Raw genomic sequence first — 26160 nt, 5'->3', positions numbered from 1 at the left:
TTGAGGGGGAATTCATATGGCCAAGAATGATGCATGGCTGGCTTCCGGTGCGGAAGACGCGCTGGAACCGGAAATGGAGATTTGTGATCCCCATCATCACCTGTGGTTGAACCAGCCCCATCGGATCAGCCCGCGCTATGGCTTTGACGAGATTCACCGGGATGTCAGCGCCGGGCACACTATCACCAGCACGGTTTTTATCGAAGCCGCAACGATGTATCGGGCTGATGGGCCAGCGGTCATGCGCCCGGTTGGCGAAACAGAATTCGTCAATGGTATCGCCGCCATGGCGGCATCTGGTGACTATGGTCCGTGTCGGATTGCAGCCGGGATCGTTGGGGCCGTGGACCTGACCCTGGGGGGTGCAGTCGCGCCAGCGCTGGATGCCCATATCGCCGTGGCGGGCGGGCGGTTCAAGGGTATCCGCCATGGTGTTGCCTGGGATTCAGATCCGGCCCTGCCCGATGTGCGCACCAAACCCGGCCCGGAATTGTTGATGGATGCGCGGTATCGCGCCGGTGTCGCAGAAATCGCGGCCCGGGGCTTGAGCCTGGATATCTGGTGCTTCCATCCACAAATCTGTGAAGTGACGGATCTGGCCCGCCAGTTTCCGGACCTGACCATCATTCTGGATCATTTCGGGGTTCCATTGGGGGTCGGGGCCTATGCAGGGCGTGGGGATCAGGTTTTCACCCAATGGAAAGCCGATATCACCGAATTGGCGTCCTGCCCCAATGTAATGGCGAAGCTGGGGGGTATCGCCATGCCGGAAAACGGCTTTGATTGGCACAAGCAGCCCCGCCCACCCACCAGCCTGACCCTGATGCAGGCAACCCGTCGTTACTATGAAACAACAATAGAATTGTTTGGTGTCGACCGGTGCATGTTCGAATCGAATTTCCCTGTTGATAGCGTCAGTTGCGGCTATAATACGATCTGGAACAGTTTCAAATTGTTGACGCAAGACTGGTCAAAAGCGGAGCGTCGTGCGCTTTTTCATGATACGGCGGCACGCGTTTACAGGCTTTAATACGAAAGCGCATTGCGGCACCGCTTATCCGGCGCTATATGCGAAGGGTCATGATGCTTCTCTATCACCTCTGGCTCTCGCCCCATTGTCGTAAAGTCCGGCTGATGCTGGGGGAAAAGCAATTGCCGTTTGAAACCCGGATTCAGAAAACCTGGGACCGGGACGAGGCGTTTCTGGCCATCAATCCAACGGGGGAAGTCCCTGTACTGGTTGATGAAGACGGGAACCGGGTCTGCGGTTCCCAGCCGATCTGCGAATATCTGGACGAAATGTATGGTGACCAGCCATTGATCGGCACCGGCGCTGTGATGCGGGCTGAGGTCCGGCGACTGATCGACTGGTTCGATATCAAATTCCACCAGGAAGTCGGCATCAATCTGGTCGAAGAAAAGATCATGAAGCGCTTTCTTGGGATGGGGGAACCCAGTTCTTCCGCAGTGCGTGCCGGGGGTCGGAACATTCACACCCATCTGGGTTATATTGGTTGGCTGGCAGAGCGACGGACCTGGCTGGCGGGGGAGGAACTGACCCTGGCCGACCTGACCGCTGCGGCACATTTATCCTGTGTCGATTATATCGGTGATGTGCCCTGGAACGATCATCCAGAAGCAAAAGACTGGTATGCGCGCATTAAATCACGCCCGGCCTTCCGCCCGATCCTGGGGGATCACATTCCTGGTGCGCCCCCTCCAAAGCATTATGCAGATCTCGACTTCTGATATTTTGAGAGAGGAGCAGACCGATGCAAATCGACGGCTTAGCCGCCTTGGTAACAGGGGCGGCCTCTGGCTTGGGCGAGGCGACTGCCCGCGCACTGGCAGCAAACGGCGCAAAAGTGGCCTTGCTGGATCGCGACGCGGATAAACTGTCCGCCGTCGCGAAAGACATTGATGGATTGGCGATAGTCTGCGATGTCACCAGCGCAGAGGAAGTGGCTGCCGCTTTTGCGACAGCCCGCGACAAGCATGGTCTGTGTGCCGTCGCCGTCAGTTGTGCCGGTGTAGCGCCTGCAGCAAAAATCGTTGGTCGCGAGGGACCAATGGATCTGGATGTGTTTCGCAAGGTGATCGACATCAATCTGATCGGGACCTTCAATATTCTGCGCCTTGCTGCCGCGGATATGGCCCAACGGGAGCCCAATGAGGATGGGGAGCGCGGCATCATCATCAATACCGCCTCCATCGCGGCCTATGAAGGCCAGATTGGTCAGGCCGCCTATGCCGCATCCAAGGCTGGGGTGGTTGGTTTGACCCTTCCCGCCGCGCGGGAATTTGCCCGCAGTGGTATTCGGGTCAATGCGATCGCGCCTGGCCTGTTTGGCACACCCATGCTGCTGGGCATGCCGCAAGAGGTTCAAGACAGCCTGACGGCTACCTTGCCATTCCCGCAACGATTTGGGAAACCACAGGAATATGCATCTCTGGTACTTCATATGGTGGAAAATACTGTCATGAATGGCGAATGTGTGCGCCTGGACAGTGCTTTGCGCATGCAACCCCGCTGAGTCCTGAAACTGCGTCAAACGAAGCAACGGGGCGGCTTTCGCACCATTGTATGAATTGATACAGCAGTCACGGTTGCAGACCCGCGTCTAAACCGGCAAAGTTAGGGGGAAATCTGCAGTCTCGGCCTGATGGACCGGACTTGAACCAACAAGCCCCCGATCAGAGGGGCCAATGATTCAAAGGGAGAATGCCCAGATGAGCACCGATGTTTTTCCAGTCGCCGATGACATTGCCAACAATGCGCTGATCAACCGCGCGCAGTATGAAGAGATGTATGCCAAATCAATTAAAGACCCAGAGGCTTTCTGGGGTGAACATGGCAAACGCATCGATTGGATCAAGCCCTATAGCACGGTGAAGAATGTGAACTTCATGGTGCCGGATGTCTCCATCAAATGGTATGAGGACGGGACGTTGAATGCGTCCTACAATTGCATTGACCGGCATCTGGAAAGCCGGGGTGATCAGACCGCAATCCTCTGGGAAGGCGACGACCCGAAGGATGATGCGACGATCACCTATCGCCAATTGCACGGCCATGTCTGCCGTCTGGCCAATGCCATGAAGGACCAGGGCGTCAAGAAAGGCGACCGCGTCTGTATCTATATGCCCATGATCCCCGAAGCCGCCTATGCCATGCTGGCCTGTGCGCGTATCGGTGCGGTGCATTCCATCGTCTTTGGCGGATTCTCACCCGATGCGCTGGCGGGGCGCATCAATGACAGCGAATGCGTCATGGTCATCACGGCGGATGAAGGCCTGCGCGGGGCAAAGAAAATCCCGTTGAAGGCCAATACCGACAAGGCGCTGGAAAAATGCAAATCGGTGAAATCCTGCATCGTAGTGGAGCGCACGGGCGGTAAGATCGATTGGGTCGACGGGCGCGATGTCTGGTACCACGACGTGGTCAAGGATGTGTCGGATCAGTGTGAACCCGCAGAAATGTCTGCAGAAGACCCGCTGTTTATCCTCTATACATCCGGCTCCACCGGCCAGCCCAAAGGCGTGCTGCACACGACCGGCGGTTATATGGTCTATGCCTCCATGACCCACGAATATGTCTTCGACTATCATGAAGGCGATGTCTATTGGTGCACGGCGGATGTCGGCTGGGTCACGGGTCACAGCTATATCGTCTATGGCCCGCTGGCCAATGGGGCGATCACGCTGATGTTTGAAGGCGTGCCAAATTATCCAGACGCCTCGCGCTTCTGGCAGGTCTGTGACAAGCACCAGGTCAATACCTTCTATACCGCACCGACGGCGATCCGCGCCTTGATGCGGGAAGGCAAAGGCCCGGTGGAGAAATGCAAACTGGACTCGCTGCGCCTGTTGGGCTCGGTCGGGGAACCGATCAATCCCGAAGCCTGGCTGTGGTATCACGAGGTTGTTGGCAAGGGTCGCTGCCCGATTGTCGATACCTGGTGGCAGACGGAAACCGGTGGCATCCTAATCACGCCTTTGCCCGGCGCTACCGACCTGAAACCGGGTTCGGCGACCAATCCCTTCTTTGGGGTGGAACCGGAAATCGTCGATAATGAGGGCAATCCGCAATCGGGCGCGACGTCCGGCAACCTGTGCATCACGCAAAGCTGGCCCGGCCAGATGCGCACCGTCTATGGCGATCATGAACGCTTCATGCAGACCTATTTCTCCACCTATAAGGGGAAATATTTCACCGGCGATGGCTGTCGCCGGGACGAGGATGGCTATTACTGGATCACCGGTCGCGTCGATGATGTGATCAACGTTTCAGGCCACCGCATGGGCACGGCAGAGGTCGAAAGCTCTCTGGTCGCCCATTCCAAGGTCGCAGAGGCCGCCGTTGTCGGTGCGCCCCACGATGTGAAGGGTCAGGGCATCTATGCCTATGTCACCCTGAACAGTGGGGAAGAACCCAGTGATGAGTTGAAGAAGGAACTGGTCGCCTGGGTCCGCAAGGATATCGGCCCGATCGCCAGCCCCGATTGGCTGCAATGGGCGCCGGGCCTGCCAAAAACCCGATCCGGCAAAATCATGCGCCGCATCCTGCGCAAAATCGCCGAAGATGATTTCTCCAATCTGGGCGACACCTCCACCCTGGCCGATCCCGGTGTCGTCGACAGCCTGATCGACAATCGCCAGAACCGGAAGTAAGCACATTTGGATGCGCCGCACATGTGGCGAAACTGAAAGGGCGGTGCCGATGGGTGCCGCCCTTTTTGTGTCGGGGTGATGGACTATCCCAAATAGCGAACAGTGTCAGTTTTTATGTAATCAGAGCCGGACGTGAATAAAAACAAGGTTCAATCTCTGCACTGAAACCGTTATCGCATCACAAATTTACAAGTCCTGCATTTATGATCTCGAGCGAGGCCATTTCATATGTCTACCTGTTGTGAAGGTGGTTCAGGTTCAACGGTATCCCATGTCTGGAAAATTACCTTTGCCTGCCGTCCCACATAGCGTGTCAGAACCTTGTTGAGTTGATAGCTTACGACAATGCCAACTCCGAAAGGAATGGCCTTCTCCAGTGACTTCCTGGTGAAATTGATGCCAATTTTTTTAAGCATTTGTTTTAAAGTAGTTAGCACGGCACCTTTAAGGTATTTCTGCAATACCGTCACAGCAGCCTTGGACGCTCCTTTGGATACGGCAGGGCCAGCAGTCTTCTCGATAGTGGCTGAGAACGCTACCAGCAAGGCGAGTTTCTCTGCGTCGGCACTAGTTAAATCTTGGCCGTAGTTGATCGCAAGACAGCGACACATATCGACTTGAAATTTCATGCAGCTTAAAAGATCAATTGATCCTGCCCCGATAGCGACAGCGGTGCCGGGCCCTGGTAACATACCCGGAAACGCTGTCCCAGCCCCAGTTAAAGCAGCCAGTTGGCAATAGTGCTCTATAATGGCATCAGCGACGTGTGATTGCGCCGTGAGATCATCTTCGTTGGGGAACCTCTTTACGCGCTTCGTGCGTAAGGTGTCGACCATGCCCTGCGCATCGACGACAGAAATACTTGCTGACCTGATCAGACTTAGCCAGCGCGAGGTTTCTTCATTTTGGGGAGCATCTTTCATTGGCTGTCCAGCAAAAAAGGGGTGTTCCAAAAAGATCACTTTATGATAGCGTAATTAAAAATTTACATCTTTTATTGAGTATTGCAAATGAAATTCCTTTAAGGAGGCATGTATGCCTATGTCACGCTGAACAGCGGAGAAGAGCCAAGCGATGAGTTGCAGAAAGAGCTGGTCGCATGGGTCCGCAAAGATATCGGCCCGATTGCCAGCCCCGATTGGCTGCAATGGTCGCACGGTCTGCCAAAACCCGATCCGGCAAGATCATGCGCCGCATCCTGCGCAAAATCGCCGAAGACGATTTCTCCAATCTGGGCGACACCTCCACCCTGGCCGATCCCGGCGTTGTGGATAGCCTGATCGACAATCGCCAGAACCGGAAGTAAGCGGTTTAGGGTGTGTCCTGTGTTAGGAATTTGAAAAGGCGGTGCTGATGGGCACCGCCTTTTCGATTATGCGCCGGGAAGGTTATTGCGAAGTGCACCAATGCCTGCAACGTGGCGCAGGCTGTTGACACTTGGTTGCGCTTGTTTATCAGGTGTAGTGTTCAGACATTGCGGGGCGAGAAAGCCGTGTTGGGCGTCTTTTGCGATCGCTCACTTGCCCGCTAGCTGTCTGAGCGCACTAGCCCAATCCTCGATATGATAAGTGCGGATGATCTTGTCGTCCTGCACTTCATGAATGTCGATGGTCATGATGTCGAAGCTCCTCCCCTGGCCGTCCACACCAAATAGCGGTCCAGTTGGGGTTCCGGTCGCACGGCTACGCACGATGACGAAGGCGCCATCCTGGTGCATGGCCTGCACAGCCCAATCGAGATCAGGGATAAGCTTGGCGAAATGACCCATCTGGCCAAGGAAGGCTGCGCGCGGCTTGTTCTTGCCCGAATAGTCGCCGACACTTTCCCAGGCGTCCGATGTGACGTCTCTGAACGCCGTGACGTGGACTTCGGACCCAGGATTACTCAGAAGGTCATAGAAGGTCTGCACGCTTGCAAGGTCGTCCGCCTGGGCTGCCTGGGCGAACCCAATGACGCATAACGAGGCGGCGGCGATCAAGTTTCGAATTCTCCACATAATTAATCTCCTCTGTGAGTATGAACCGGTATTGGCGATGCGGAAACAATCGAACCGTCACTTTGCCGAGGCGCAGACCGTCAATGCATCATCCGAGCAACAAGATAGACATTGCGATAGAAACGCATAAGATAGTTAAAACCTTTTTCATTGTTCTGGATTCTTTAATAATGATCGACCGGCTTCGACAGCTCGCTATCTTTGCTAAGACGGTCGATCACGGATCCTTCCGGGGAGCCGCCCAGCATCTGCGCCTCTCCCCTTCCGTTGTCAGTCATCATGTCTCACAGCTTGAAGCGAGCCTTGGGGTGGCTTTGCTCTACCGCTCGACACGTCAGCTATCGCTAACGCGTGATGGTGAGCGTTTGCTCGCCGCGACGCAAAAGTTGCTCGAGGCCGTGGAAAATGAGTTGGCCGCCATGTCGTCCTTGGCACCGAGCCCGAGCGGGGAACTCCGTGTGATGATTGCATCGGTGCTATCGGCCTCCGAGGTTACCGCAAGGATCGCGCGGTTTGCGCGGCGCTTCCCTCTCGTCAGGCTCACTCTGGATTATTCGGATGCGCGTCGCGACTTGATCGCTGCAGGCTTCGATGTCGCGATCCGTATCGGCCCCAAACCCACAAAGAGCCCCACCACGCAGCTGCTTTTCGAGGCACCCCGGGTGATCGTCGGCTCAACCGAGTATCTCGCCGGGCGGACGCCTCCAAGGTCGCCGAAGGATCTGCTGCAATTCGATTGGTTGAGCCTGACACCGGCGCGTTCCGTGCCCTTGATGTTTTCTTGTCCGGGGTGCCAGCCAATCACAATCAAACCGGATCCTCAGATTCACTGCAGTGACGCGCAGGCTCTTTACCGGCTGATCCGGGCAGGCGCAGGCGTCGGCAGCATCCCGAGATTCCTTGCTGACGACGACGTTGAGAAGGGGGATGTGGCGGAGATTTTGACCGATTGGCGTATCGCGCCAATCCATGCCCATGCGGTTTGGCCAGCGAATGCGCCGAAGAACGGTTTGATTGCCTTATTCTTGGGTGACCTGATTTGCTGATCGTCGCCTCCGTCCCGTCCGGTCAAGACGGAATAGCCTGCGTCAGAAACTTTATGGGGCTGTCTTTTTTTAAACATCACCTTCCAAGCCACTACGCTTATACTGAGCAAAAATAGGGCTTCGTGGGCGACACCTCCACCCTGGCCGATCCCGGCGTCGTCGACAGCCTGATCGACAATCGCCAGAACCGGAAGTAAGCACATTTGGATGCGCCGCACATGTGGCGAAACTGAAAGGGCGGCCCAGATCGGTGCCGCCCTTTTTAGCGACCATTACACATGCCCATAGAAATCACGATGGACGGCAATGGAATAGGCATAGTCCAGCAATGTTGACCAACTGAATACCGGCATGTTGATCTCTCTTTGAATCGCGCGGGCAAAGGGTTGAAAGCCTGTACATTCCAGAACCATTGCCCCCATGGCGGGATGGCTGGTGGCGAAGTTCTTTGCGACGGCAACAATGTCCAGTTCGGCCTTCTGATATTCAGCTGTCGGTGTTTCCGGCCGCAGGTCTTTCGTCCACAGGCTGTCGAATTGTGGGCATTTGCCATCATCCTTTGCGCCATGAACGACATAATTCGACTGCAGGCGAATTCCGACCGACGTTAAGTGCCGATCCTGTAAATGGTCCCCTTCGGCAACCAGAAGTCCGACCACCTTGTTTGCGCCAATCAATGTCTGGGCCAGGGGCACCTGTAACAGGCTGGATGCAAAGACCGGCACGGATACCGCATTGGCAATTTCTTGCTGAAACCAGGCGAAATATCCGCATTCAGCCGCGATGGCGCGACAGCCCATGCGTTCCAGCTTTCGCGCGGCGGCCAGGACCGGCGCTAACAGGTCGCCCTTGTGCTCACCCCGGACCAGCTTCTTGATATCGACCCCTTCGGCGATTTCATATTGGATTGGATAGCCATGGGCGCTGGCATTGCGGACATCGCCTGGAAATCCAGGATAGACATCATCCAGAATAATAATCCCCAGCCCCATGCCATAACAGCTGTGGTTCCTGCGGGCATAGATTTTATTAAGGGCGGGGTCATGGGACGGCATTCTTGGTTCCTTTCGTTCTTGCGGGGTTTCTTATTAATCCATTATATAATTATCGAAAAATAACGTTTTGTTATGGCAGGCGAAGAATGCTTATAGATGGGTCAAGGCGCGAAGAAATTTCTGTACGGCGGGTGCGCAGCCTGTTGGCCGTGGCAGAATTCCGCTCTTTCTCGGTGGCTGCGAAGGTGCTTGGCCTGACCCAACCGGCCATTTCGCAACATGTCCAACAATTGGAAGCGCAGCTTGAAACGACATTGATGGTGCGCGACACGCAAGGGCTGCGGCTTTCATCTGGCGGGGCGGCGTTGCTGCCCGCCTTTCGACGATTGTTATCAAGCAATGGGGCGATACTGGACCAGTTGGCCTCCCTGGGTCAGGGGACAGAACAAATCCTGCGTATTGCCAGCCCCGCGTCCTTTGCGGCACTATTCATTGCACCGACATTTCAGGCGATGCGGGTCAGGTTCCCCAAGCACATCCTGGACATTTCTGAAATCGATAATGAGGAGAGCCTGGACCTGGTGCGACAGGGCGATATCGACTTTGCGATCACCAGCGTTTTCATTGCTTCGCCGGGTTTAAAGTTTGAGGCACTGCATCAGGATTCCGCCTGTGTCGTCATGTCGGCAGAAAACCCGCTGGCGACCAATACCGATTTGACCGATGAAGAAATACTGGCGCAACCGATGATCCGCTTTCCCTCTGGCACCACGTCGCATGACTGGCTTACGGTCCTTGCACATCGAAGTGGTGTGGAGCCCAACACAATTGCTGAAGTGCGGCAATTGGTGACCGGGTTTCAGATGATACGGCAGAATCTGGGCGTGGCAGTCGTGCCTGAGGGTGCCGCACAGGCCTGCACCCTTCCCGGTATTGTCGCAATCCCGCTCAGAGATCGCACATTCGTCCGGACGCTTGGCAGTGTCACAAGTGAAATTCAGCATCCGACAGAATTCCAGAATGCGTTGCTGATAGGCTTGCGGAGCCGAACACGGATTTTTTCCAGTAGCCAGATATAATCGGTTCGTATTGCGCCGTGATCGTGGTGAAAAGACCCTTGGCAGAAACACATTCTTCTTTGAAAAAACCAAAGCCGCTATGCAGGTCGAATTTCTATCAGATATCCTTATACATATAGGTCGTGGCATCCATTCGGTCGCAGTCTGTGGCGCGGCAGAAATTGGGGATGGTGCCAGCGATTTTGTAGCCCAGGCTGAGATATAGCGGTTCTGCGGCATCCCCGGTGCGGGTGTCCAGGGTAATCAAGCTGCGTCCCAATCGGGTGGCGTGGCCTTCCAGATCGGTCATCAGGCGGCGCGCGATACCGCGTTTCCGGAATTCCGGATGGACCAGAAGCTTTGAGATTTCGCAGCGATGGACCTGGTTCGGGGGCATGTCCAACAGCAATTGCCCCGTGCCGACAATCCGCCCCTGCACTGTGGCAATCAGCAACAGCCGCCCCCCAGACCGAATAATGGGAAACATTTTATGCTGCCAGAACTGACGGCTATCTGTCATGGAGAAGGGCAGGATGAAATTAACGCTGCCCCCTGCCAGGACGGTTGCATGCAGCACCTCAGCCAGACCGTCCAGGCTGTCGTCCAGATCCTCGTTACTGACTGTGGCAATGGTGATGGGGGTCATCGTATCCTCACAATAGGACGAGCAAGTAAGTTGCACCGGTGTTTCTGGGTGTTTTGAAGCGGCTGGCACCAAATAGGTGATAACGCAGGCAATCCCCGGGGGTCAGGTGATACGGATCGTCGTCGATCCAGATATCCAAAACGCCTTTTTGCAGCAAAAGATGGTGTTCCAGCCCTGGCACAGGCGGGGCGGCATAGGCGATTTCCGTATCGGCGCGCAGTGTGCATTCCACGATTTCGGCCCTAAGCGGTGGTGCGGCAGGGGAGATCACGCGCCGTTCATAGCCGATCATTCCCTCCGTCCAGACGGGTTGATCCCCCCGGCGGCACAGAGGCGTGAAAGCCTCCTCAACCTGGGCAAGAAGGCGCGATAGGGGTAAGGCAAAGGCAGTACACAGCTTGCCAAGTACCTCTGCGGTCGGGCTGACCTCAGCATTTTCAACCCGCGACAAGGTGGCCCGGCTGACGCCGCAACGTGTCGCTAATTGATCCAGGGACCATTCCCGATCCAGGCGCAGTTTCTTTAAATGATCCGCTAATCGGTTCGAAAGAGGTGTTGTCACTGATTTTCCATAAAAGAGAAATTATTCCAAAAATGAGAATTATGTATACTGTCATATTTGTACAGCATGAAATTTAGCAAATAGGCCTCGGATTGTGTGAGTTGCCGGAATCACGATACATTTAAGAATGTTCAACGAAAGTAGGGATAATGACGCATCACCCCCCTGAATTTGATATCTCCAATGGTGAGAGCGTCGCGCTGTATCTGGTCCCGGATTCGTCCAACGAAACCCTGACTGAAGACAGGGTCTATGAGGAAAACTTTCAGCTTCCCCATGTTTTTCAGCGCGACCAGACACTGGTTGGGATCACCCAGAAGCAGCATGTGACCCACACCCATGGGGGTGGATTGGTGCAACAGGCAGGGTTCTTTTATACCTCCTATGGCATCTATGGGGTATTGAGCAGTTATGATCTAAACACGGCACTGGCCGGCGTCGAATCCTTGCATGGCAATATCTCCAGTGCGACGGACTATACTGTCTATGACTTTAAGTTTTGCGCTGATATGCACGAAATCTGGGACTTTAAGCGTGGCGATGATGTTGCTGTTCTGGTCGAGGCTATTCGACGGGGCGGTTGCTTTCGCGCCGTTGTGGAAAAGAAGGATGGGTCGCGGCAATCGAGCCCTGTTGAGATGCCGTACTATTGGCCGGATCAAAATCTTGTCCAATTTCAAACGAAAATCGAATTCTTTCCCTCCGAGATTCTGGATGAAAGACGCATGACGGAAACCCTGTCTAAAGACGGCTATCCCCTGGGGGCAAATCCCGGTCCTATCACTGAATTGATTTTCAACAATGTTGCATCGACCTATCTGTCACTCTTTACGGATGGTCGTTATTATTCCCTGGGACAAGTCAAGCCAGGGACATTCCTGGAATATGAAAACTTAACGATCTTTGCCAATTGGCGTGTTAATGAAGAATAAACCAGTTTCAGGTAAATGTGCCCGTGCCGTACTTCCTGTCGGAAAGGCGTGCTGAATAGACTACGATCAGGAGTGTACTCTTGTCATTGTCCAATGATCCCAGTTTCGTTGCATCTGAGAAGATTCATGCAGTTTTGCACTATTGGACTGCACGAAAACAGGGCACAGACTGGCCATTGCGGGACTCTATCGTACCCTGGGAGCTCACGCGCTATCTGCCCAACATCGTGATCAGCGAAATCAATCGCAAAACGCATCAGGTCTATTATCGATTGGTCGGCACAAAAGTTGTCGAAATGTCCCGGTTTGATTTCACGGGGCGTTGGCTGCACGAAATGAGCCCGGCCTCTCAGGAGCCCGGGGTGTGGGAACAGGCCTATGCCCTGATGATAGAGACCGGGTCGCCAGTTTATGGGCAAACGGGTATTCCCATTGCAGATGGCAGTGAAATCCTTGTGCAGGAAGAATTTGGAATGTTTCCGCTTCAGGTCCCCAATAAAGAGGTCTTTCAATGCCTGGCCCTGGAGGTTTATGGATCCGTGATGCATTTCAATCCGGATGATTTGCGTGCGATGCGACCGGTGAAAAGGTAGGATACCGGTCACACGATGTGGGCAAGCACGCATCGGAAAGGGGAGAAGGCGATGATACACGGGCTGCATCACAACGCATATCGATGTCGCGATTCAGAAGAGACGCGCATGTTCTATGAAGGCTTTCTGGGGCTGCCATTGGTTCATGCGTTTGAAATTGTTCAGACGAAAACCGGACGGGAAACAAGGGTTCTGCACAGTTTCTATCAAATGCAGGACGGGTCGTGCCTGGCGTTTTTCGAGGTTCCTTCCTCCCCCTTTGATTTCAAGGATCAGCATGACTTCGACCTGCATATCGCCTTGCTGGTTGATCGTCAGACATTGCTTAAGATGTTCGAATTGGGAAAGGCCCAGGGGCGGGAGACGCGCGGCATCGCGGATCATGGTTTCATAGAATCCATCTATTTTCGCGATCCCAATGGCTATGTCATTGAACTGACCGCGCCAACGCAACAGGCTGGCGCCATCCTGTCCAAGGGCAAGCAGGACGCGCGTGGCGTTCTGTCAAACTGGCAGGCGACAAAACCGGCCGCAGTTTCGGAATAATATTGTTCTAACCTTCCTGGCGGGAGGCTGAGGGGGCAGCAATGGCCGGCACGGGCATTAATCGACGCCGGAAGGGAACCCGGTGGGCGGGCGTTGCGGCATAGACCTGCTTATGCGCCTCTACAAAAAGAGCCCCGCCCAGCCTTGGTGCCCAGCGACGCCCGACCTTCTCAAAGCTAGGACCGGCCTTCAGGATCGGGTTCCAATCGCTGGGCGGCATATACAGGGCCCGGGTGATTGAAATCGGTTCAAACAAAGTATCGGCCAGCAAGCGTTCCATCTGTGCCTTGCTATAGGGTTTTCCATGACCAAACGGGGTGCGCTCTGTGCGGGACCATATTCCGCGACGCGACGGGACAACGGCCAATAAATGGCCTTGTCCAGACAGAACGCGCCAGCATTCCCGCATCATTGCGCGCAGATGCTCACTGTTTTCAACAGCATGTACCAGCAGCAATCGATCTATCGACATATCATCGAAGGGCAGGGAGGTCTCTTCCGCCAGGGCGACGCGATTGGGTTTGCCGCGTGGCCAATGGGTGACACCCTGATGGGCGGGCATAATAGCCAACAGGCGGGATGCTTCGCCGTCAAATTGTTTCAAATACGGGGTGGCATAGCCCAGTCCAACAACGCTCATCCCCTTTACATCGGGCCAGTGCGCCCGGATTTCAGCTTGCACGATGCCACGCGCCGCCTTGCCCAGGCGGCTGCGATAGAATTGGTTGAAATCAACGACGTCGCTCCACATGGTCGTGACTATATCAGTTTGTTAAGCTTGGAGCAGCCAACAAAAATATGTGAAATGTCGCCGCCTCTTGCCTTCCCATTGGGGCCGTGAAACTCTATCTGACAGAAGAGGATCAGGAAGAGAGGATGCATGCTGGATATCCGTCAAATACCGGTTTTGAATGATAATTACGTCTATCTGGTTCGGGAAACCGAATCCGGTGCGACCGCTGTTGTCGACCCCGCTGTTGCGGCGCCCGTGCTGGTTGAGGCACAGCGTCTGGGGTGGACCATCACACATATTCTAAACACCCATCACCATGGGGATCATGTCGGCGGCAATATGGAAATTCAGGCGGCGACCGGCTGTCATATCGTCGGTCCGCGAGCAGACAAGGATCGCATCCCTGGTATTCAGACCCAAGTCGGGGATGGGGACCGCTGTACCTTTGGACAGGACGAGGCGACGGTCTTCGACGTGCCGGGCCATACACGGGGTCATATCGCCTATTGGTTTGCAGCGGATGATGCGCTGTTTTGTGGGGACACGTTGTTTGCGCTGGGCTGTGGGCGCCTGTTTGAAGGCACGCCCGCCCAGATGTGGAAAAGCCTTGGCAAGCTGAAGGCTCTGCCTGATGAAACGCGGGTTTATTGCGCCCATGAATATACTCAGGCTAATGCGAAGTTCGCCTTGTCTGTGGATGGTGACAATGCCGCATTGGTTGCCCGGGCAGAGGAAATTGACGCGACCCGGGCCCGGGGCAAGCCGACGGTTCCCTCTATCCTTGGGATCGAAAAGCACACCAACCCCTTCCTTCGGGCCGATGATCCGGTCCTGGCCCGCAATCTTGGTCTGGGGGGCGCATCCGCCGAAGAGGTTTTCGCAGAGGTGCGGTCCCGAAAGGATCATTTCTAGGTTTTGCAACACAGTGTCCCTGACAGGACCTATCTAAAGGATGCTTACATGAAGTTATTTTACAGTGATGCCTCCCCTTATGCCCGGAAATGTGCAGTTGTTGCACAGGAAAAGGGTCTTGGGGATCAGATTGAGATTGACCGGATCAATGTCTATGAGATGGAATTCCGTGAGATCAATCCCCTAAACAAGATCCCCTGTCTGGTGCTGGAGGATGGAACGGGTCTGTTCGACAGTTTCGTAATCTGTGATCACCTGGACCGGATCGGGACCGGACCGCGCCTTATTCCCGAAACCGGGAAAATGCGCGATCAGGTTCTGCGCCTGCATGCCATTGGTCAGGGCATGACCGATGCAGCGTTGAACCTGCGCAGCCAGGTTATGCGCGATGGCAAGCTGGATACGCCCCTGCCCAAGGATTGGTATATTGATCGCCAATGGGCAGCGATCCAGAAGAGCTGTGTTCTGTTGGATAAGGAAATCGATACCCTGCAGGGGGATTTGAACCTGGGGATGATTTCGGTCGGCACAGCGCTTGGCTATCTTGATTTGCGGATCCCTGAAGCGGCCTGGCGGCATCATGGTCCGGCATTGGTCGGCTGGTACGATACGCTGATGCAGCGCCCCTCCATGCAATCAACCATCCCGAAAGGCTGACAGGGCGGTCATGGCGGAACTGACGGCGCAGGATATCATTGCGAAACTGGGATTATCCCGTCACCCGGAAGGCGGTTGGTATAGTGAAACCTATCGCCATGCCACCGCGGACGGCGAGAGGGGGTATTCCACCGCAATCTATTACCTGCTGGAAGCCGGAGACTGTTCCGCCTGGCACCGCGTCACCGATGCGGATGAGGTCTGGCATTGGTATGCAGGTGGGCCGCTCGCCCTGACGATTTCACCAAATGCTCAAGATGTCATTGCGCATCGACTGGGACCGGATTTGTTGGTGGGACAGCGTCCGCAGGTTGTTGTGCCCGCCAATCACTGGCAAACTGCGGAAAGTCTGGGACATTGGACATTGGTCGGATGCACCGTTGCCCCGGCCTTTCAGTTTGAAAGCTTTGAAATGGCCCCGCCTGACTGGCGTCCAGGCTCGTCTGGAAAGGGTGAATCGTGACCTATGCCCTGCTGGCGGAGCGCCTGTTGAAGGTTGGGTTGCTGGCCCGGGGCGGGTTTCATCCCCAAACAGAAGATGACGCGCCACCGACTTGCCGAACAGTTATCCTTGTTGGTAATGCGGGTCCGGAATTCTGGGCGCATTTTCAGACCGGGCGTCGCGCAGAACCCAATCCACTGGATGCCTGGACCCGGCGGGAGGTAAACCGCATCGCAGCCTCTGCGTCCGGTTGGGCGGTTTATCCATCGGACGGCCCCCCCTATTTTCCCTTTCAGAAATGGGCACAAAAGGCTGACAGTGTTTTCCCCTCCCCGATTGGCATGCTGATTCATCCGCATTATGGATTGTGGCATGCCTATCGTGCCGCAATCTGTCTGCATGATGCGATACCCGTCCCGGCACGCATGGTGGCGGGCAATCCCTGCGATACCTGCCGTGATCAGCCCTGCCTGACGACATGTCCCGTCAGGGCATTTTCGACCAGCGGCTATGATGTTGCGCGTTGTGCAGCGCATATTGATACGCCAGAAGGGACGGATTGTCTGGAAAAAGGGTGTCGGGCCCGGCGGGCCTGTCCCATTGCGAGTGAGGCGTTGTATGCGCCCGGCCAGGCGGAATTTCACATGACGGCATTCCAGAACGCCCGCCACGCAGAGAAGAATCGTTAAATCAACGGAGCGAATATTCCGTACGCGTACAGTTACGAAACGCTTGTTTCCCGTACGACCCGCGTTAAGGTCAGGACATCCACGGTGCGTGCCCCCTCCCGTTTCAACCGTCTGGCGATTGCATTCACGGTGGCCCCGGTGGTCAGAACATCATCGATCAACAGGACACGTTTATCTTTCAGCATGTCTTTATGTTGGGCGGCAACACGAAAAGCACCTTCGACATTGCGGCGACGGGCGGACGGGGACAGATGACCTTGAGAGTCCGTTTCCCGCTGGCGAATGACCAGATCGCCAATAAACGGAATGCCAGCCGCATGGGCCAAGGGCTGTCCCAGAAGGCTGGATTGATTATAGCGCCGCGAAAAAAGCCGACGGCGGTGCAATGGTACCGGGGCGATTATATCTGCCTCCTGCAACAATTCGCCACCCGCCCGACGCATCCATGCGGCCAATCCTGGGGCAAGATCGGTTCGATCCCCATGTTTGAAGGCAATAACGATCTGGGCGATCCGGTCGTCATAGGCGACAGCAGCGCGGGCCCGGTCAAAATAGGGGGCGCGGGACAGGCACGCACCACAGCGAACGCCATCGCCGAAATCCAGTTCAAATGGATAGCCGCATTGGCAGCATTGCGGCGCGGCGATAAAGCGCGCCTGAGTCCAACATTCCGTGCACAACCCGCCGGTCGAACCGGTTTGCACGCCACAGCTTGTGCAACGGGGCGGCAATACGAAATTCAATGCGGCATGCAGTATTTGCGCAGGCAGGGCGGTTGCGACACCGGGGAAGGTTTCAATCCGCATTTTGGCCTGTGGCGATTGCGCCGGAAGGGATTGGGAAATCGGGGAATGTCAAAGTGCCTTCCCGCCGTACTTGAGGGACCAGGGCGAGTTCCCAATCGATGTAGCGTTGCATGGCTGTCTTATCCACGGTGATTTCATAGGGTTTATGTAAGACATCATCTTCTGCTGAAAAAGCATCCTCAATGCCCGAACCCATCGGGCCGCCCGCTTGTTCCCAGGCAATTGTGCCCCCGGTCAGAACACGGACCCGATGGACGCCGGCGCGCATCATATCCTGTGCGGCCAAAGTTGCGATGCGGGGGTCTCGGGCGGTGAATACCAGCAACCGGCTGCATAATACCGACTTCAAATCCTCTGTCGCCCTGGCCCGAATGGCAAATCGGGCCCCCTGCGGATGCCCCTTGCGATGGCTCAGACTGGACGAAAAATCAATCATAACGGCATCCGTCAGTTTCATCGCATCCTGAGCGGCGATCTCGGAAACCGGCATCAGGCCCAATTCGAATACAGATTCCTCAATGGACCCTGTTTCCGTGCCACGAGACCCAATCCCTCCTTTCAAAACGGTGACATCCTGCCAGCCCATCTGGCGCAGCCAGGCGGCCGTCATAAGGGCGCGGGTTTCGGTGTCGTCAATCAGCACAAGGCGGCTGTTCAGAATGCCGACATATTCATCCGTTGCCTGGACCAGTTGCCCGCCCGGCGCATGATGGGAACCGGGTATATGCCCTGCCTCATATTCCTCTATCGTGCGTACATCCAACAGATAGGTTGTACGATCGACTTCTGTGCGCCATGCGTTGATCGCATCCCAATCCAGCCTTTCTACACCGAAATGTGCCCCTACTTTGTGCGCGGCGGACCGTGCCCAATCATTCGCTGCCGCATCTGGTTCAGGGGCCAGGTTCGTGTTGCCACGGGCGCATTCCAGCCCGGCCAGCATCCATCCCATTGTGCCATTCTCCAGCGCCACAACAGGATTGGGGATCCCTGCATTGATGAGGGATTGTGCGCCAATGATAGAGCGAGTTCGCCCGGCGCAATTTACAACAATGGTCGTTGTTGGATTGGGCGCGACGGTTTTGACACGATGAACCAGTTCCGCGCCCGGCATATCAATCCCCCCCGGTATGGATAAGGAATTGAATTCGGTGAAAGGTCGGCTGTCCAGAATGACCAGATCATCCCCGGATCGCTGCATCTGGTCCAGGGTTTCAGCGGAAACATGCGGCGTCCCAAATTTCGCCTCGATATATTCTCCGAATGCTTTTGACGGAACGTTCACGCCTGAAAACAGGGGAAATCCTACCGCTTCCCACGCATCAACACCGCCGTCCAGAATGGAAATATCAGTCCATCCCGCAAAGGCGAGTATGTCTGCGACACCTGTGACCAATCCTTCGCCTGCATCGCACAGAACGATCGGTACGGACTGGCGGGGGATCATGCGGCGGTAGAGAAGTTCAAACCGGCTGCGGGGCATATTGACCGCACGCAGGATATGGCGGGCGCCAAAGCTGCCTTGCTCTCTGGGATCGATCAGGGCAATTTCCTGCCCGCGGCACAAGGCGGCGTGAAGACTGTGTACATTGATGGTTTTGACTGACACCGGGAACCCTTTATCTTGAATGCTGTTTTCCTACTGTAAAAGCATGCGACGGGGTAGGGAAAGACTTTGATCCAATTGTGGAATGAGAAAGTGAGCCATTGTGTCCGGTGACACTCAGATAGTTTTTGATCGCGCGGTTTTGCGTCATCGACGGGACCGTGCGGCACTGCGGGCAGGGGATCATGATTTTCTGTTCCGGGAAATCGCCGATCGATTGGTTGAGCGGTTGGAGGATGTTGCGCGGACCTTTGAGTTTGCCCTGGACCTGGGGTCGCGCGATGGGGTGCTTGCCGACACGCTGCGTACCAGTGGCAGGGTCGGTCGGATCATGCTGTGTGATCGCTCCCCGGTCTATGCCGCACAGGGGGCCGGGCGGGGCTATCCCAGTCTTGTGGCCGATGAGGATCTTCTGCCCCTGCAGGATGAGACTTTTGATCTGATCACATCCTGTCTGGCGCTGCATTGGGTGAATGATCTTCCCGGTTCCCTGGTTCAGATCAATAGGGCGCTAAAGCCGGATGGATTGTTTCAGGGGGTGATTTTCGGGGGGGAAACCTTAACGGAACTGCGTCAATGCCTGATGGAGGCGGAGCTTGCGGAAATGGGCGGCGTCTCGCCGCGTATATCCCCTATGGTGGATCTGCGGGATGCGGCGGGTCTCTTGCAACGGGCCGGCTTTGCCCTGCCGGTTGCGGATATGGACCGGATTGATGTCAGCTATGCCGATCCTTTCCAACTGATGGCGGATCTGCGCGCGATGGGAGAGGCGAATGCGGTTCTGGAGCGTCTGAAGCATAGCACACGGCGCAGTGTCTTCATGCGCGCGGCAGAGCTTTATGCGGCACGGTTTGGGGGACCGGACGGGCGCATCACGGCGCGGTTTGATGTGATTTTCCTGCATGGTTGGCGCCCCGCCGCGTCACAGCCCAAGCCCCTGTCGCCTGGCAGTGCGACCACGCGCCTGGCCGATGCATTGGGGACGGAAGAAATCCCGACCGGGGATGGGGTTCGCCCAAAAGGGCCGGGGCATTCCGATCAGTAATCAAGTGTGGTTGCCGCCGCGATGGCGCCTGTCTTGGCGCTTTGTACAAGGATCGCACATCCGCCCGTCCCCTTCATCTGATCCGGTGTCAAGGTCAGGTTTGCCGGGCCTCCCTGCCAGTTGGATGACAGGGTTTCAATGGACCGAACCACGCGGGCATTGACCAGGTTTTTGCCGGAATTTTCTCCTCGCAGCACTTCGGTTTCATGCGGGGCATCAAATCCAATCAACAATACTTGATAGGATTCCGCGTCTTGTGGCATCCCATCCAGCGTTATCTGTGCGCCGCCCCCGGTTGTGGGGGTTACGGTCATCTGCGGCGGGTTTGACCCCATTTCCCGCATCTGCCGCTTCATGGCAGCCGATTCAATTCTGGCTTCTACGGCGCTGCGGCGCGATCCGACTTCATGGGCCGTCCCATCGATCACCATTTGCGGTGTGTAGTTATAGGCCGATCCCAGCAGGGTGTTGTAGTGCCGCTGACGCGCGGTAAAGGCCGGGTCCGCAAACGGATCCTTCCAGCCGATATAATCCCAATAATCGACATGAAACTCCAGGGCCAGAACGTCATCCCGTTTGGTCAGGTCTTTCAGAAAGGCTTCTGCTGGGGGGCAGGAACTGCAGCCCTGACTGGTAAACAACTCAACCACGACCAAGGGTGTCGCATCTGCTGCATCAGTGGAATTGCTGAACCCTGCCATAGTGCCTGCCGTGATAAGGGACAGGGCAATCAGGCTGCGTTTCAGAAAATGGCGTCGATCATGTGTCATGGCAGGACGATAGGCCGGAACGGCAATCCGCTCGAATCACATCTGGGTGACTGCTGGTTGATGGCGCGCATCGGACCGGATCAGCCTGATGTAACCTGGACGGAAATTGACAGAGACTGAAATGCCTCCGCAGGGCCATAGAACGACCCTGTAACGGGCAAGGCCTGAGACGGATCGCGGGTCACTGCCACACGGATCAGGTTTGCACCCCCGGCGATGCCATTGGTCGGATCATATTCAACCCATCCGGCGCCAGGCAGATAAACCTGAACCCAGGCATGGGTCGCACCGGCACCGCGCAGATGGGCCCCTTCCGGTAGATTCGGATCCTTAAAGGCGGCATCCATGGCAGGGTCGTACAGATATCCCGATACGAAACGCGCCCCCAGGCCAAAAGACCGCACCGCCTCCATAAAGAAGAGGGCGAAATCGCGACATGTGCCGGTGCCCCGTTCCATCGTCTCCATGGGCGTCTGGGTGCCATGGGCGTCGCGGGTTTCATAGGTAAAGGTATTGCTGATTGCCTGATTCATGGCCAACAGCGTCTCTGCCGTATTGGGCGCGCTGGTTGGGTCCGTGCTGTTTACCAGAAATTGCCGCGCCCATTCGGTCAGCTTGTGATCCGGGTCTGGATAATGACGTTCCGTGCAGCGCCCCAAATCTGCGATTTCGTCCGTTTTATACGGGAAGGGCAGTGTCGTTGCGAAGGAATCAAGAGTGGAAAAATCAGGATAGGACAGTCCGTAATGTTCTATTTTAATTGTGCTTTCGATATCCAGATGATCCGCCTCCTCCAGGAAATTAACACGCGCGATGGAATTGCCAAACACATCATGGGTCCAGCGAAACTCTGATGCCGGATAGACGGACAAAGACGCCTCTATCATGCGCAGGTCGTGGCTGTCGCGGGGGCGCATGATCAGGGCGTGTTCGCCAAATCGCACCGGTCGGTCATATCGATAACTGGTCAGGTGATGGACGGTCAAAATTTGCATGATATTTCCCAGGTTTATAAAGGAATTCAACCGCACTGCGAGGAAGAAAAAGTGTTAGCGTCTTATTAACTTCTATGTGACAGACTTCAAACGTCCATTTGGAATAGTTAAGCATGTTTTTAAACGGGTACCATGATGACGCAGGTTGTAAAATCCCCCCAAAAAATCGATCCCAGTTTGGTCAGAATGATCGATATTGCCCTTCATACGGACGGTAAACAAAACACTCCAGCCATAAAAGCTATATTGAAACATGCAAAGATTCTTAATTGTCTTTATGAAGTGTCTGAAGCCTTGAATGATTGTGAACGGCCATTTTCTGAGATTATGACCGAAATCGTTACGATGATTCCAAAAGGCTTACGGCATCCCAAGAAAGCCAGCATACGCATTGATTGTTGCGACGTCACCTATCTATCCCCCAATTTCAAACCGTCACCCTGGATGATATCGTCCGTTATTCATTGTAAGGACAGACTTATCGGACGGATGGACGTTTTTTACGCGGAATCCTCACCAAACAAGACACATCCCAGCTTTATCCCCGCAGAGCAGAAATTGTTGTCAGAAATAACCAAACGGATCGGCAGAAATTGTTCCCTGCGTCATGAGGGGGATGCACTGCATATTGCTGCAAACCGGTTGAGTTCCAGCTTTGAGGCGGCGACAATCGGATTATTCTATCTGGACACAAAAGGGAATTTTCTGAGGGTGAATTCCAGTTTTGCCCAAATGCTTGGCTATTCGGCGGAAAATATGGCCACGCAGTCTTTACAATCCGTGCTGTCGCCCCAGAGCCGTGAGCCCGATGATCCGCTGTACTGTATCTTCTACGATGGTCCAATTGAACCCTGCCAGGCATTAGCCAGATTCGTCTGTGCCGACGGATCGTATGTTACCGGCGATATCTCGTTAACGCCGGAACTGATGGAAGACGGCAGCGTCGACTGCATCGTCGGGTCAGTGCAGAAAGTATCCCCTCAAGATGACATCGTCGATAGGGAAGCGCAGATGCAGGCGCATCTGCGTCGCGCAGAATTTGAGATCGTGAATGTCTTGAGCAAGGCGCAATCGCACCGGGATCCGTATACATCGGAACATCAAAACCGCGTCGCCACCCTGGCCGTATCAATCGGTCGCCAGATGGGTATGCAGGGTCCCCAGCTAAAAAATTTGGAATTGGGCGCGCGTATCCATGACATTGGAAAATTGGATATCCCCTCCGACATTCTCAGCAAGCCGGGTGCGTTGACGCCCCAGGAATACGACCTGATCAAAACCCACAGCGCCATGGGCTGCGATATCGTTGCTGGCGAAATTCTCCCGCCAGTTATTCAGGATATCATTCTGCACCATCACGAAAGATGGGATGGAAGTGGGTATCCGGATGGTCTGGTGGGGACAGAAATCTCATTGGAATCGCGCATTGTGGCAGTTGCCGATAGCCTGGAATCCATCACGTCCCACCGTCCCTATCGACCCGGTCGTGGCCTTAGAACCGCCCTTGATATCATCAAGGAGGAAAAAGGCCGTCTTCTTGATCCAGATGTTGTGGAAGTCTGTGTTGCGATGGGTGAAGAAGGCTATTTTGACTGGCTTATCGTTCAGTAAAACTGGATTGGCCAGGCGTTCGGCGCGGGATTGCCACAATAGTGAGGGGCGCGCCAACCGGCGCGCCCCCGCTTTACGATCATACTGAATTCTGTCCTTAAGCAGCATTGCCCTCGGCAAGCAGGTTGCGCAGCACATATTGCAGCACACCGCCATGGCGATAATAGTCGATCTCGCCCGCCGTATCGATGCGGCAGGTCAGGGCAACCTTCTCGCTGCTGCCATCCTTGCGATGGATGACCAGGGTAACGTCCTGACGGGGTTTCAGATCGGCATCGATATCAACCAGGTCGAAGGTTTCCGATCCGTCCAGCTTCAGAGATTGCCAGCTTGCGCCATCTTTGAATTGCAACGGCAAGACGCCCATGCCGACCAGGTTAGAACGGTGGATACGCTCGAAGCTCTCAACGATCACCGCCTTCACACCCAGCAGATTGGTGCCTTTCGCGGCCCAGTCGCGTGATGATCCGGTGCCGTATTCCTTGCCCCCGAAAATAACCAGTGGGGTGCCGTCTTCCTTGTATTTCATCGCCGCATCATAAACCGACATTTGCTCGCCAGACGGCATGAAACGGGTGAAGCCGCCTTCGACGCCATCGACCATGGCATTGCGAATGCGGATATTGGCGAAGGTGCCGCGCATCATCACTTCGTGATTGCCCCGGCGAGAGCCATAGGAATTGAAGTCTTTCGGGCGGACCTGACGTTCCGTCAGATACTGGCCTGCGGGCGTATCGGGTTTGAAAGAGCCTGCTGGTGAGATGTGGTCCGTGGTGACGGAGTCGCCCAGGATTAACAGCGGACGCGCGCCCTTGATCTCAACCGGGTCTGACGGTTCAGGGGCCATATCGACAAAATAGGGCGGGTGCTGAACATAGGTTGACCCATCATTCCATTCATAGGTTTCGCCGCCTGTGACGTCGATTGCCTGCCATTGCGGCGTGCCTTGGAAGACATTGCCATAGCGGCTTTGGAACATGGCCGGGGTCAGGCATTGCTGAACGGTTTCCAGGATTTCGTGATTGGTCGGCCAGATATCTTTCAGATAGACCGAGTTGCCGTCGCTGTCTTCTCCCAGGGGATCGCTGGCGACATTGATTTTCACATTTCCGGCCAGCGCATAGGCAACAACCAGGGGCGGGGAGGCCAGATAGTTCGCACGGGTTTGCGGGCTGACACGGCCTTCGAAGTTCCGGTTGCCGGACAGAACGGCGGCTGTGACCAGATCGCCTTCATCAATTGCATCTGAAATGGCTTCAGGCAGCGGACCGGAATTCCCGATACAGGTGGTGCAGCCATAGCCCACCAGATCAAAGCCCAGCGCGTCCAAATCGGCTTGCAATCCGGCCTTTTCCAGGTAATCGGTCACAACCTGGGACCCGGGCGCCAGGGAGGTTTTGACCCATGGCTTAACCGACAGGCCCTTTTGACGCGCCTTGCGGGCGACCAGACCGGCTGCGACCAGCACGGCGGGGTTGGAGGTATTGGTGCAGGATGTGATCGCTGCAATCACGACGGACCCGTCCTGCAGCTTATACTCTTCGCCGGCAACGGCGGTGGCATTGTCGGAATGACCGCGCTCTTTAAAGACATCTTCGATATTTTCCGGCATCTTGGACAGGGCGACACGATCCTGTGGGCGTTTGGGGCCAGCCAATGAGGGTTCAACAAGATCCAGGTCCAGAGACAGCGTGTCGGTGAAGACCGGCTCAACAGAGCCTGCTTCCCGCCACATGCCCTGAGCGCGTGCATAGGCTTCGGTCAGGGCGATTTCATCGGCGTCGCGACCAGAGAACGTCAGATAGCGGATGGTTTCGGCGTCGATCGGGAAAATCCCGCAGGTTGCCCCATATTCCGGGGCCATATTGGCGATGGTCGCACGGTCGGCCAGGGTCAGGCTGTCCAGCCCGTCGCCATAGAATTCGACGAATTTCCCAACCACGCCCTTTTTGCGCAGCATCTGGGTGACGGTCAGAACCAGATCGGTGGCGGTCATGCCTTCTTTCAGGCGGCCGGTCAGCTTGAAGCCGATTACTTCCGGGATCAGCATCGTAACGGGCTGTCCCAGCATGGCGGCTTCTGCTTCAATCCCGCCAACACCCCAGCCCAGCACGCCCAGGCCATTGACCATGGTCGTATGGCTGTCGGTGCCAACCAATGTATCGGGATAGGCAATTTCGGCGCTGCCGGTTTTCTCTGTGGAAGACCAGACACCGCGGGCCAGGTATTCCACGTTCACCTGGTGGCAAATGCCTGTGCCAGGGGGCACAACGCGGAAGTTATCAAATGCGGTCTGGCCCCAGCGCAGGAATTCATAGCGTTCCCCATTGCGCTCAAATTCAAGATCCACATTTTTCTTGAATGCATCCGGACCGCCGAAATAATCCACCATGACGGAATGGTCGATTACCAGATCACAGGGCGATAGCGGGTTAATTTTCTGGGGATCGCCCCCCATTTTTACCATGGCGTCCCGCATCGCAGCCAAATCAACAACCGCTGGCACGCCGGTGAAATCCTGCATCAGCACGCGCGCGGGGCGATAGGCGATTTCACGGTCGGACGATTTCGTTTTCAACCATGCAGCCATCGCCTTGATGTCATCCACGGTTACGCTGCGCGCATCTTCGAATCGAAGCAGGTTTTCCAGCAGAACCTTCAGTGAAAAAGGCAGCGTGCTGACATCTCCGATTTGATCCTTAGCCGCGTCCAGCGCGTAATAATCATATTTTTTCTTGCCGACAGTAAGGCTGCGGCGCGTTTTCAGGCTGTCGTGGCCGGTCATTGTCATGGTGATGAACTCTCCCTTTAAAGAAAGAAACGGGTGGGAGGCGGGCAATCACGCTTTT

The 26160-nt window shown here is 55.5% G+C and carries 26 protein-coding genes and 1 pseudogene; 16 read left to right on the top strand and 11 right to left on the bottom strand.

The features are described 5' to 3' along the window. The first annotated feature begins 16 nt into the window (after positions 1–16). The 4 genes from ACOSDR_RS08955 to acs all read left to right on the top strand — a co-directional run bounded on the left by ACOSDR_RS08955 (position 17) and on the right by acs (position 4671). Positions 17–1030: an amidohydrolase family protein gene (locus tag ACOSDR_RS08955; RefSeq protein WP_420731008.1), complete on the top strand. Its 1014-nt coding sequence runs from the start codon at positions 17–19 to the stop codon at positions 1028–1030. A 50-nt stretch (positions 1031–1080) separates the two neighbouring features. Further along, on the top strand, positions 1081–1749 hold the full coding sequence (locus tag ACOSDR_RS08950; RefSeq protein ID WP_420723546.1) for a glutathione S-transferase family protein: 669 nt from the start codon (positions 1081–1083) through the stop codon (positions 1747–1749). 23 nt (positions 1750–1772) lie between these two features. Beyond that, a complete protein-coding gene (locus tag ACOSDR_RS08945; protein WP_420731007.1) occupies positions 1773–2534 on the top strand; it encodes an SDR family NAD(P)-dependent oxidoreductase in 762 nt (253 codons plus the stop codon). Between the two features lie 196 nt (positions 2535–2730). Next, positions 2731–4671, top strand: coding sequence for an acetate--CoA ligase (gene acs / locus ACOSDR_RS08940; protein WP_420731006.1), 1941 nt, complete (start codon positions 2731–2733; stop codon positions 4669–4671). 224 nt (positions 4672–4895) lie between these two features. Here acs and ACOSDR_RS08935 read toward each other — a convergent pair whose 3' ends face one another. Beyond that, positions 4896–5594: a hypothetical protein gene (locus tag ACOSDR_RS08935; protein ID WP_420731005.1), complete on the bottom strand. Its 699-nt coding sequence runs from the start codon at positions 5592–5594 to the stop codon at positions 4896–4898. Positions 5595–5699: 105 nt separating this feature from the next. On the opposite strand from ACOSDR_RS08935, the pseudogene ACOSDR_RS08930 reads away from it, so the two are divergent. After that, positions 5700–5977 (top strand): annotated as a pseudogene (locus ACOSDR_RS08930) (AMP-binding enzyme); the annotation flags it as partial. A 210-nt stretch (positions 5978–6187) separates the two neighbouring features. Here the strand turns inward: ACOSDR_RS08930 and ACOSDR_RS08925 are convergent. Beyond that, positions 6188–6649, bottom strand: a complete 462-nt coding sequence (locus ACOSDR_RS08925) for an ester cyclase (protein WP_420723549.1) — start codon at positions 6647–6649, stop codon at positions 6188–6190. A 101-nt stretch (positions 6650–6750) separates the two neighbouring features. Here ACOSDR_RS08925 and ACOSDR_RS08920 point away from each other — a divergent pair, with 101 nt between their 5' ends. Beyond that, complete coding sequence (locus tag ACOSDR_RS08920; RefSeq protein ID WP_420723550.1) at positions 6751–7713, top strand: LysR family transcriptional regulator; 963 nt, start codon at positions 6751–6753, stop codon at positions 7711–7713. 272 nt (positions 7714–7985) lie between these two features. On the opposite strand, the gene ACOSDR_RS08915 is transcribed toward ACOSDR_RS08920, so the two are convergent. Next, positions 7986–8768, bottom strand: coding sequence for an aspartate/glutamate racemase family protein (locus tag ACOSDR_RS08915; protein ID WP_420731004.1), 783 nt, complete (start codon positions 8766–8768; stop codon positions 7986–7988). Positions 8769–8854: 86 nt separating this feature from the next. Here ACOSDR_RS08915 and ACOSDR_RS08910 point away from each other — a divergent pair, with 86 nt between their 5' ends. Then, positions 8855–9787: a LysR family transcriptional regulator gene (locus tag ACOSDR_RS08910; protein ID WP_420731003.1), complete on the top strand. Its 933-nt coding sequence runs from the start codon at positions 8855–8857 to the stop codon at positions 9785–9787. A 97-nt stretch (positions 9788–9884) separates the two neighbouring features. On the opposite strand, the gene ACOSDR_RS08905 is transcribed toward ACOSDR_RS08910, so the two are convergent. Next, positions 9885–10412 carry a GNAT family N-acetyltransferase gene (locus ACOSDR_RS08905; protein ID WP_420731002.1) on the bottom strand — a complete coding sequence of 176 codons (528 nt, stop codon included), beginning with the start codon at positions 10410–10412 and terminating at the stop codon, positions 9885–9887. Positions 10413–10419: 7 nt separating this feature from the next. Continuing rightward, on the bottom strand, positions 10420–10974 hold the full coding sequence (locus tag ACOSDR_RS08900; RefSeq protein ID WP_420731001.1) for a helix-turn-helix domain-containing protein: 555 nt from the start codon (positions 10972–10974) through the stop codon (positions 10420–10422). A gap of 149 nt (positions 10975–11123) precedes the next feature. On the opposite strand from ACOSDR_RS08900, the gene ACOSDR_RS08895 reads away from it, so the two are divergent. The 3 genes from ACOSDR_RS08895 to ACOSDR_RS08885 all read left to right on the top strand — a co-directional run bounded on the left by ACOSDR_RS08895 (position 11124) and on the right by ACOSDR_RS08885 (position 13045). Next, complete coding sequence (locus ACOSDR_RS08895; RefSeq protein WP_420723567.1) at positions 11124–11906, top strand: hypothetical protein; 783 nt, start codon at positions 11124–11126, stop codon at positions 11904–11906. 80 nt (positions 11907–11986) lie between these two features. After that, entirely contained in the window at positions 11987–12499 is a 513-nt protein-coding gene (locus ACOSDR_RS08890) for a PAS domain-containing protein (RefSeq protein ID WP_420731000.1), read from the top strand. Positions 12500–12550: 51 nt separating this feature from the next. Beyond that, entirely contained in the window at positions 12551–13045 is a 495-nt protein-coding gene (locus ACOSDR_RS08885; RefSeq protein ID WP_420730999.1) for a VOC family protein, read from the top strand. Positions 13046–13052: 7 nt separating this feature from the next. Here ACOSDR_RS08885 and ACOSDR_RS08880 read toward each other — a convergent pair whose 3' ends face one another. After that, entirely contained in the window at positions 13053–13796 is a 744-nt protein-coding gene (locus ACOSDR_RS08880) for a methyltransferase domain-containing protein (RefSeq protein ID WP_420723570.1), read from the bottom strand. A 129-nt stretch (positions 13797–13925) separates the two neighbouring features. Between ACOSDR_RS08880 and gloB the strand changes: the two genes are divergently transcribed. The 4 genes from gloB to ACOSDR_RS08860 are packed head-to-tail and all read left to right on the top strand — an operon-like array spanning position 13926 to position 16478. Further along, positions 13926–14690, top strand: a complete 765-nt coding sequence (gene gloB / locus ACOSDR_RS08875; RefSeq protein WP_420730998.1) for a hydroxyacylglutathione hydrolase — start codon at positions 13926–13928, stop codon at positions 14688–14690. A gap of 48 nt (positions 14691–14738) precedes the next feature. Continuing rightward, positions 14739–15347: a glutathione S-transferase family protein gene (locus ACOSDR_RS08870; protein WP_420730997.1), complete on the top strand. Its 609-nt coding sequence runs from the start codon at positions 14739–14741 to the stop codon at positions 15345–15347. Between the two features lie 10 nt (positions 15348–15357). Continuing rightward, complete coding sequence (locus ACOSDR_RS08865; RefSeq protein WP_420730996.1) at positions 15358–15810, top strand: cupin domain-containing protein; 453 nt, start codon at positions 15358–15360, stop codon at positions 15808–15810. Next, entirely contained in the window at positions 15807–16478 is a 672-nt protein-coding gene (locus ACOSDR_RS08860) for a ferredoxin (RefSeq protein WP_420730995.1), read from the top strand. The genes ACOSDR_RS08865 and ACOSDR_RS08860 overlap by 4 nt, the downstream gene beginning before the upstream one ends. Positions 16479–16510: 32 nt before the next feature. Here ACOSDR_RS08860 and ACOSDR_RS08855 read toward each other — a convergent pair whose 3' ends face one another. Both ACOSDR_RS08855 and ACOSDR_RS08850 read right to left on the bottom strand, forming a co-directional pair. Continuing rightward, a complete protein-coding gene (locus tag ACOSDR_RS08855) occupies positions 16511–17284 on the bottom strand; it encodes a double zinc ribbon domain-containing protein (RefSeq protein ID WP_420730994.1) in 774 nt (257 codons plus the stop codon). Further along, a complete protein-coding gene (locus ACOSDR_RS08850) occupies positions 17274–18893 on the bottom strand; it encodes a rhodanese-like domain-containing protein (protein WP_420730993.1) in 1620 nt (539 codons plus the stop codon). Before ACOSDR_RS08850 ends, ACOSDR_RS08855 begins: the two co-directional genes overlap by 11 nt. 100 nt (positions 18894–18993) lie before the next feature. Here ACOSDR_RS08850 and ACOSDR_RS08845 point away from each other — a divergent pair, with 100 nt between their 5' ends. Next, entirely contained in the window at positions 18994–19935 is a 942-nt protein-coding gene (locus ACOSDR_RS08845) for a methyltransferase domain-containing protein (protein WP_420730992.1), read from the top strand. On the opposite strand, the gene ACOSDR_RS08840 is transcribed toward ACOSDR_RS08845, so the two are convergent. Both ACOSDR_RS08840 and ACOSDR_RS08835 read right to left on the bottom strand, forming a co-directional pair. Then, positions 19929–20705 (bottom strand): DUF1223 domain-containing protein, encoded by a 777-nt coding sequence (locus ACOSDR_RS08840; RefSeq protein WP_420730991.1) that lies wholly within the window; start codon positions 20703–20705, stop codon positions 19929–19931. The two genes, ACOSDR_RS08845 and ACOSDR_RS08840, sit on opposite strands and share 7 nt — an antisense overlap. Positions 20706–20785: 80 nt before the next feature. Continuing rightward, positions 20786–21700, bottom strand: a complete 915-nt coding sequence (locus ACOSDR_RS08835; RefSeq protein ID WP_420723579.1) for a transglutaminase family protein — start codon at positions 21698–21700, stop codon at positions 20786–20788. A gap of 327 nt (positions 21701–22027) precedes the next feature. Between ACOSDR_RS08835 and ACOSDR_RS08830 the strand changes: the two genes are divergently transcribed. Continuing rightward, complete coding sequence (locus tag ACOSDR_RS08830; RefSeq protein ID WP_420730989.1) at positions 22028–23311, top strand: HD domain-containing phosphohydrolase; 1284 nt, start codon at positions 22028–22030, stop codon at positions 23309–23311. A 97-nt stretch (positions 23312–23408) separates the two neighbouring features. Here the strand turns inward: ACOSDR_RS08830 and acnA are convergent, their stop codons facing one another. Then, positions 23409–26102 (bottom strand): aconitate hydratase AcnA, encoded by a 2694-nt coding sequence (gene acnA, locus ACOSDR_RS08825; protein WP_420730988.1) that lies wholly within the window; start codon positions 26100–26102, stop codon positions 23409–23411. Positions 26103–26160 lie beyond the last annotated feature (58 nt).

The organism is Hwanghaeella sp. 1Z406 (assembly GCF_048892425.1).
Lineage (GTDB): Bacteria > Pseudomonadota > Alphaproteobacteria > UBA8366 > Aestuariispiraceae > Pacificispira.
Note: the sequence above shows the minus strand (reverse complement) of the source record. Positions and strands in the feature narration are given on the sequence as shown.

Bases quoted from the DNA above. Each gene is read 5' to 3' on its own strand.
- gloB (WP_420730998.1), top strand. From the start codon at position 13,926: ATGCTGGATATCCGTCAAATACCGGTTTTGAATGATAATTACGTCTAT.
- ACOSDR_RS08840 (WP_420730991.1), bottom strand. From the start codon at position 20,705: ATGACACATGATCGACGCCATTTTCTGAAACGCAGCCTGATTGCCCTG.
- ACOSDR_RS08870 (WP_420730997.1), top strand. From the start codon at position 14,739: ATGAAGTTATTTTACAGTGATGCCTCCCCTTATGCCCGGAAATGTGCA.
- ACOSDR_RS08915 (WP_420731004.1), bottom strand. From the start codon at position 8,768: ATGCCGTCCCATGACCCCGCCCTTAATAAAATCTATGCCCGCAGGAAC.
- ACOSDR_RS08950 (WP_420723546.1), top strand. From the start codon at position 1,081: ATGATGCTTCTCTATCACCTCTGGCTCTCGCCCCATTGTCGTAAAGTC.
- ACOSDR_RS08905 (WP_420731002.1), bottom strand. From the start codon at position 10,412: ATGACCCCCATCACCATTGCCACAGTCAGTAACGAGGATCTGGACGAC.
- ACOSDR_RS08855 (WP_420730994.1), bottom strand. From the start codon at position 17,284: ATGCGGATTGAAACCTTCCCCGGTGTCGCAACCGCCCTGCCTGCGCAA.
- ACOSDR_RS08880 (WP_420723570.1), bottom strand. From the start codon at position 13,796: ATGTGGAGCGACGTCGTTGATTTCAACCAATTCTATCGCAGCCGCCTG.
- acnA (WP_420730988.1), bottom strand. From the start codon at position 26,102: ATGACAATGACCGGCCACGACAGCCTGAAAACGCGCCGCAGCCTTACT.
- ACOSDR_RS08885 (WP_420730999.1), top strand. From the start codon at position 12,551: ATGATACACGGGCTGCATCACAACGCATATCGATGTCGCGATTCAGAA.
- ACOSDR_RS08830 (WP_420730989.1), top strand. From the start codon at position 22,028: ATGACCGAAATCGTTACGATGATTCCAAAAGGCTTACGGCATCCCAAG.
- ACOSDR_RS08945 (WP_420731007.1), top strand. From the start codon at position 1,773: ATGCAAATCGACGGCTTAGCCGCCTTGGTAACAGGGGCGGCCTCTGGC.
- ACOSDR_RS08910 (WP_420731003.1), top strand. From the start codon at position 8,855: ATGCTTATAGATGGGTCAAGGCGCGAAGAAATTTCTGTACGGCGGGTG.
- ACOSDR_RS08955 (WP_420731008.1), top strand. From the start codon at position 17: ATGGCCAAGAATGATGCATGGCTGGCTTCCGGTGCGGAAGACGCGCTG.
- ACOSDR_RS08835 (WP_420723579.1), bottom strand. From the start codon at position 21,700: ATGCAAATTTTGACCGTCCATCACCTGACCAGTTATCGATATGACCGA.
- ACOSDR_RS08935 (WP_420731005.1), bottom strand. From the start codon at position 5,594: ATGAAAGATGCTCCCCAAAATGAAGAAACCTCGCGCTGGCTAAGTCTG.
- ACOSDR_RS08895 (WP_420723567.1), top strand. From the start codon at position 11,124: ATGACGCATCACCCCCCTGAATTTGATATCTCCAATGGTGAGAGCGTC.
- ACOSDR_RS08865 (WP_420730996.1), top strand. From the start codon at position 15,358: ATGGCGGAACTGACGGCGCAGGATATCATTGCGAAACTGGGATTATCC.
- acs (WP_420731006.1), top strand. From the start codon at position 2,731: ATGAGCACCGATGTTTTTCCAGTCGCCGATGACATTGCCAACAATGCG.
- ACOSDR_RS08920 (WP_420723550.1), top strand. From the start codon at position 6,751: ATGCATCATCCGAGCAACAAGATAGACATTGCGATAGAAACGCATAAG.